The organism is Mycobacteriales bacterium, from assembly GCA_035550055.1.
Taxonomy (GTDB): domain Bacteria; phylum Actinomycetota; class Actinomycetes; order JAFAQI01; family JAFAQI01; genus DASZTV01.
This window is the reverse complement of sequence record DASZRO010000074.1, coordinates 1-6,749: the sequence shown is the minus strand read 5'-3', so window position 1 is coordinate 6,749 and position 6,749 is coordinate 1. Positions and strand designations below refer to the sequence as shown.

Below are 6,749 nucleotides of genomic sequence, written 5' to 3'. Positions count from 1 at the left end.
CGCCATCGCAGTGGGGACGAGATCCGGGTGGGCGACCCAGGTGCCGTCGAAGCCGTCGTTGGCCTCGCGCTTCTTGTCCGCGGCCACCTTCTCCAACGCCACCCGGTTGATCTCCGGGTCCTTGCGGCTCGGGATGAACGCGGCCATGCCGCCCATCGCGAACGCGCCGCGCTTGTGGCAGGTCTGCACCAGCCGCTCGGTGTAGGCGCGCATGAACGGCACCGTCATCGTGACGCTGTTGCGGTCCGGCAGCAGGTACTGCTCCCCGCGGTCCCGGAAGGTCTTGATCATCGAGAACATGTAGTCCCAGCGCCCGGCGTTGAGACCGTAGGAGTGGTCGCGGAGCTCGTAAAGGATCTCCTCCATCTCCAGCGCCGCCGGGATGGTCTCGATCAGCACCGTCGCGCGAATGGTCCCCTGCGGCAGGCCGAGCGACTCCTGCGCGTGGACGAACACCTCGTTCCACAGCCGCGCCTCGAGGTGGGACTCCATCTTCGGCAGGTAGAAGTACGGCCGGGTGCCCTTGTCGAGCAGGCGCTGCCCGTTGTGGAAGATCACCAGGCCGAAGTCGAACAGGCCGCCGCTCATCGGCTCGTCGTCGACCAGCACGTGCTTCTCCGGCAGGTGCCAACCGCGTGGCCGCGGCATCAGCGTGGCGACCGTCTCGTTGAGCGCGTAGCTCTTCCCCTCGGGCGTCGTGAAGTCGATCCGCCGCTCGATGGCGTCGGTCAGGTTGATCTGGCCCTGCACCTTGTTGTGCCAGGTCGGAGCGCTCGCGTCCTCGAAGTCGGCCATGAACACCTTCGCGCCGGAGTTCAGCGCGTTGACGAGCATCTTCTTCTCCGTCGGGCCGGTGATCTCCACGCGGCGATCGACCAGATCGGCCGGGGGCGCGACCTTCCAGGAGTCGTCCTCGCGGATCTCCTTGGTCTCCTCCAGGAACTCGAGCTTGCCCGTGTCCGCGGCCTGCTGACGGCGAGCCCGCCGGCGCTCCAGCAGCTCGGCGCGACGCGGCCCGAACTTGCGCTGGAGGTCGGTGACGAAGGCCAGCGCCTCCGGCGTGAGGACCTCGTCGAACCGGTCCTCGATGGCCCCGGTCACCTTGGCACTGCTGGACATGCGCTCTCCTCGACTAGCCGACTGACCCGCTAGAGGCTAATCGGCTCAGATGCCGAGACGGGCCGCGCGCAGCGCCGCGACCGCCGACGGGTCCCCGGTCAGCTCCACCTCGGCGATGTCCTTGCGGTTGAACGAGTAGAGCACCAGCTCACCGACCGGTCCCGTGATCCGCACCGTCGGACCGGTCCCGCCGACGACGGCCCGGCCGCCGTGGTCGGACACGACTTCCACCTGGGTGCCCCGCATCCGGCGCAACGACAACCGCAGCATCCGGCGCAGTCGCTCCCACATCACGTCGTCGAACGCGGCGGGGAGCCCACGACGCCCTTCGCCGTTCGCGCGGCGGACGTCCTCGTGATGGACGAAGAACTCGAACAGGTTCATCTGCTCGTCCACCGGCCGAAGCAACAGCGGCGGGCCGGCCGCGACCCGTGACACGACGTCGTCGTACGGGTGAACGCGCAGGACGCTCGCCATGACCCGGTCGGTGTGCGAGGCGAACGGTCCGCCGAGTACGACGCCCGGGCCGGCGTCGGCACGACGCTCCCGGACGTAGAGGTGCGCCGCCATGTCCGCGGTGGTCCAGCCGACGCACGCGGTCGGTGCGTCGGGGCCCAACCGTCGCAGCAGGTCGACGAGCTCGGCACGCTCGGCTCTCGCCCAGGAAGTCACGCCTCCTAGGATGCCAAGTCATGACCAATCCGCCGATTGCGGCGGCCCTCGCGGGACGACGGCTCCTGATCACCGGTGCAACCGGTTTCGTCGGGGAAGCCCTGCTCGAACGGGTGCTGTTCGACCTGCCCGAGACCCCGGTCGTGCTGCTGGTACGCGCGAAGGGCGACACGACCGCGGAGCAGCGCGTGAAAGACCTGCTCGCCGGCGCGGCGTTCGGTCGGCTCCGCGATCGCGACGGTGCCGAGCAGGTCGACCGCCTCGTGGGAACCCGGATCGCCGTCATCGAGGGTGACCTCGACCGGATTCCGCCGCTGCCCGGCGACATCGACGTGGTCATCCACTGTGCCGGGGAGGTGTCGTTCGACCCGCCGATCGACGAAGGCTTCGCCACCAACCTCCAGGGCACGCTCAACGTCCTCGACGCGATCGCGGCCAGCGGCTCGAGGCCTCACTACGTCCACGTGTCCACCGCGTACGTCGCGGGGCGCCAGCAAGGACACATCCGAGAAGGCCGGCTCGACCACAAGGTGGACTGGCGCTACGAGGCGGCGCTGGCCGCGCAGCTGCGCGACCGGGTCGAGCTCGAGAGCCGGACCGCCGAGCGACTGGCCGAGTTCAGCACCGAAGCCGAGAAGCAGCACGACGTCACCGGAGCGTCGTCGGTGTCGGCCGAGGCGGAGAAGCGGCGCGCCGAGTGGGTGTCGAAGGCGCTCGTGGACGCCGGCCGCGAGCGCGGGCGCAGCCTGGGCTGGACCGACTGCTACACGTTCACCAAAGCCATGACCGAACGCGCAGTCGAGGACACCACCGCGCATCTGCCGGTGACCGTGTTGCGACCGAGCATCATCGAGAGCGCGCTCGAGCAGCCCTTCCCGGGCTGGATCCAGGGTTTCAAGATGGCCGAGCCGATCATCCTCGCGTTCGGGCGTGGCGACCTGCCCGAGTTCCCGGCGATCCCCGACGGCGTACTCGACGTCATCCCGGTCGACCTCGTCGTCAACGCGACTCTGGCGGCCGCCGCGCAGACGCCCGAGCCGGGCTCGCCGGCGTACTACACGATCTGTTCCGGAGCCCGCAACCCGTTGCGGTTCGGGTTGCTCTACGAGCTGGTCCGCGAGTACTTCGTCGAGCACCCGATGGTGCAGCGCGACCGCGGCGAGGTGAAGGTTCCGCAGTGGAACTGGCCCGGGTCGGCCCGGGTGGGCCAACTCATCCGGATCGCCGAGCGCGCCCAACGGACCGCCGACAAGGTCGTCACGTCGCTGCCACGGTCCAACCGGACCCGCGCTTGGGCGAAGTCACTCGACCGGCAGAAGGGCCGCATCGACTTCCTGCGGCGCTACTTCGATCTCTACCAGCCCTACACCGAAGCCGAGCTGCACTTCACCGACGCTGCGACGTATGCGCTGCACGAGGCGCTCGACCCGGCTGACGTCGAGCGGTTCGGCTTCGACGCGACGGTCATCGACTGGCGCCACTACCTGCAGGACGTCCACGTGCCCGCCGTCGTCTCGCCGATGACCGCGTTGCAGGCGATGCGCGGACCGCGACCAGAACCGACCCGCCAGGTCTCCGCTCAGCACCCCGACGCCGTCGCCGTCTTCGACATGGACGGGACGCTGCTGTCCAGCAACGTGGTCGAGGCCTACCTCAGCCTTCGGCTTCGCGAGCTGGGGCTGCCGGCCAAGGCCCGGGAGCTCGGCGAGGTCGCCCGCTCGTTGCCGCAGTGGCTCGCCACCGAGCGCCGCGACCGGTCGGCCTTCCTGCGCCAGGTCTACCGGCGCTACGAAGGTGCCTCCCTCGCCGAGCTCGAGCGCATCGTCGACGAGCACGTCCGCGAGTCGATGCTGTCGCGACTGGCGCCGGCCGCGGTCCGGGCGATCCGCGAGCACCGCGCAGCGGGTCACCGGCTGATCCTCGTCACGGGAGCGATCACGCCGTTGACCCGCCCGATCGCCCCGCTCTTCGACGAGATCGTCGCCGCCGAGCTCGCCCTCGACGCGGCCGGGCGCTGCACCGGGCTGTTGCAGCGACCGCCGTTGGTGGGCGAGTCACGGGCGGCGTGGTTGCGACACCGCGCGAGCGCCGAAGGATGGGATCTGGCCGCCAGCTACGCCTACGCCGACTCCGCCAGTGACCTTCCCTTGCTGCGCGTCGTCGGCCACCCGGTCGCCATCGACCCGGACGTGGTGTTGTCCCGAGTCGCTCGCAAAGAGCGCTGGCCGGTCGAGATCTGGCACTCCACCACTGGGCCCGCGCAGCGGGACGCAACCGCACCGCGCAAGGCGGTTGCGCAGTGATCTCGGCCCTCGAGGTCTACCGCTCCCTGCCGCGCTACGTCGCGGCCCGTACCATCGGTCCCCGGGTGCCGAGCCTGCTGGCCGGCCCACTCGCACCTCTGCGGCTGGTGCACCGCGAGGGGCCACGTACCCACGGCGAGGGATGGGTGCGGGTCCGGCCTCGGCTGTCGGGCATCTGCGGCAGCGACCTCGCGACCCTTTCGGGGCACACCTCGCTGTACTTCACGCCGCTGGTCTCCATGCCCTTCGTACCGGGACACGAAGTGGTCGGCGAGACGAGAGACGACGCCCCCGGCATACCCGCCGGGAGCCGGGTCGTCATCGACCCGGTGCTCGGCTGCGAGGCCCGAGCACTCCCGAAATGCGCAGCCTGCGAAGCCGGCAAGCGCAACCGCTGCGACCGCATCACGGTCGGCCACATCTCCCCCGGACTACAGACCGGCTACTGCAAGGACACCGGAGGCGGCTGGAGCGGCGAGCTGGTCGCGCACGTCTCGCAGCTGCACGTCGTCCCTGACGACCTTCCCGACGAGCGAGCAGTGCTGGTCGAGCCGCTCGCGTGCGCGGTCCACATCGCTCGCCGCGCGCAGCTCGCGGACGGCGGTTCGGCACTCGTGGTCGGGGCCGGTGCGGTCGGCCTGTTCACCGCCCTCGCGCTCAAGGAGCTGACACCGGCGGGCCACGTGACCGTGGTGGCCAAGCACGGCAAGCAGGCCGAGCTGGCCAAGGCGATGGGCGCGACCGACGTCGTCAGCCCGTCCGAGGTCGCAGGCGCGGTACGCCGCAGCACGCGCGCGTTCCGCCTCGAACCCGAGCGCGGTCCTGCGTTCCTGCTCGGCGGCGTCGACGTGGCGATCGACGCGGTGGGCTCACGCGGCTCGATCGACACCGCGCTGCGCACCGTCAGGGCCGGCGGACGCGTCGTGCTCGGGGGTGTGCCGGGCGACGGCGTCGACATGACACCGGCGTGGTTTCGTGAGCTCGACGTCACCGGTGCCTACGCCAGTGGCGGCGACGCGTTCGCAGTCGCGCTGAGGCTGGCGAAAGAGGCGCCGCTGGACGGCCTGCTCGGCGTCGCCTACCCCCTCGACCGCTGGCGTGAGGCGCTCGACCACGCCCACGACGGCGGTCGGCTTGGGACACTCAAGGTGGCCTTTGACCTAAGGAGAGCATCATGAGCCGGCCAGGGTTCGTCCTCAACGTGGACGAGCGCACACCGCCGTTGCTGATGCACTCCGGTGAGTCCTTCCACCTCCAGGAGTTCCCGCTCGGCACTCGGGTGATCTACCCACCGGAGTCGCTTCCCGGTGTCGTCGACGTCGACGAGGCGATCGAGCAGGCGCTGCTCCACCCGCTGGACTCCGAACCGCTGCCGGCACTGCTCAGGCCCGGCATGAAGCTGACGATCGCCTTCGACGACCTGTCGCTGCCGCTGCCACCGATGCGCAAGCCCGACATCCGGCAGCGAGTGCTCGAACACGTGCTTCAGCACGCCGCCGACGCGGGTGTGGACGACGTCGAGCTCATCGTCGCAACCGCGCTGCACCGCCGGATGACCGGCGAGGAGATCAAGGCGGCAGTCGGCGAGCGCGTCTACCGCTCGTTCTATCCCGACCGGCTGTACAACTTCGACGCCGAGGACCGCGCGAACCTTGCTCACCTCGGTACGACGGAGCACGGCGAAGACGTCGAGATCTCCAAGCGTGCCGCGGAATCCGACCTCCTGGTGTACGTGAACATCAACCTCGTCGCGATGGACGGCGGCTGGAAGTCCACGGCGGTCGGGCTCGCGTCGTACAACTCACTGCGCCATCACCACAACGCGCACACGATGATCCACTCGCGGTCGTTCATGGACCCGCGGCACTCGGAGCTGCACTCGAGCGCGTGGCGGATGGGCCGGATCATCAAAGACCACGTCAAGGTCTTCCAGATCGAGACGACCCTGAACAACGACGCGTTCCCGTCGCAGTACGGCTTCCTGACCAAGCGCGAGTGGGAGTGGTCGATCCGCGACCAGGCGACCTTCCTCGGGTCGAAGCGCGGACTGGACCTGCTGCCGCCGAAACAGCGCCGGAAGATCTTCCAGAAGATGGAGGCGCCGTACGCCATGACCGGCATCGCGGCCGGCGCGGTCGAGCCGGTCCACGACGCGACCCTCGAACGGGTTCACCGTCAGCAGCTGGTCGAGGTCGACGGGCAGACCGACGTCTTGGTGATGGGGCTGCCCTATCTGTGCCCCTACAACGTCAACAGCGTGATGAACCCGATCCTCGCCGCGTGCCTGGGCCTCGGCTACTTCTTCAACATGTACCGGAACAAGCCACTGGTGCGCGAAGGCGGCGTGGTGATCCTCAACCACCCGGTGCCGTGGGAGTTCTCGACGCTGCACCATCCGAGCTACGTCGACTTCTTCGACGAGGTCCTCGCGGAGAGCACCGACCCGAGGGTGATCGGGCCGAAGTTCGAGCAGCAGTACGCGACCGACCCCTGGTACACGCACCTCTACCGGACGTCGCACGCGTACCACGGCGTGCACCCCTTCTACATGTGGTACTGGTGCGCCCATGCGCTCGACCACGTCGGCCAGGTCATCTGGGTCGGCGGTGACCGCCGCTCCGTGGCGCGGATGGGGATGCGTTCAGCGTCGACGTT

General features: G+C 69.4%; 5 protein-coding genes. 3 read left to right on the top strand and 2 right to left on the bottom strand.

The window, feature by feature from the left end; genetic code table 11:
• Together aceB and VG899_11205 are read right to left on the bottom strand one after the other, a co-directional pair.
• Nucleotides 1-1,119, bottom strand: a 1,119-nt coding sequence (gene aceB, locus VG899_11210; GenBank protein ID HWA66925.1) for a malate synthase A, incomplete at its 3' end; no start/stop codon positions are given.
• Nucleotides 1,120-1,164: 45 nt separating this feature from the next.
• Nucleotides 1,165-1,791 (bottom strand): TIGR03085 family metal-binding protein, encoded by a 627-nt coding sequence (locus VG899_11205; protein ID HWA66924.1) that lies wholly within the window; start codon nucleotides 1,789-1,791, stop codon nucleotides 1,165-1,167.
• Nucleotides 1,792-1,811: 20 nt separating this feature from the next.
• Here VG899_11205 and VG899_11200 point away from each other — a divergent pair, with 20 nt between their 5' ends.
• From VG899_11200 to VG899_11190, 3 genes are all read left to right on the top strand, one after another.
• A complete protein-coding gene (locus VG899_11200; protein HWA66923.1) occupies nucleotides 1,812-4,094 on the top strand; it encodes an HAD-IB family hydrolase in 2,283 nt (760 codons plus the stop codon).
• Complete coding sequence (locus VG899_11195) at nucleotides 4,091-5,272, top strand: zinc-binding dehydrogenase (protein ID HWA66922.1); 1,182 nt, start codon at nucleotides 4,091-4,093, stop codon at nucleotides 5,270-5,272. The genes VG899_11200 and VG899_11195 overlap by 4 nt, the downstream gene beginning before the upstream one ends.
• On the top strand, nucleotides 5,269-6,749 hold a 1,481-nt coding region (locus VG899_11190; GenBank protein ID HWA66921.1), incomplete at its 3' end, for a lactate racemase domain-containing protein. The genes VG899_11195 and VG899_11190, both read left to right, overlap by 4 nt.

Bases quoted from the DNA above. Each gene is read 5' to 3' on its own strand.
- VG899_11200 (HWA66923.1), top strand. From the start codon at position 1,812: ATGACCAATCCGCCGATTGCGGCGGCCCTCGCGGGACGACGGCTCCTG.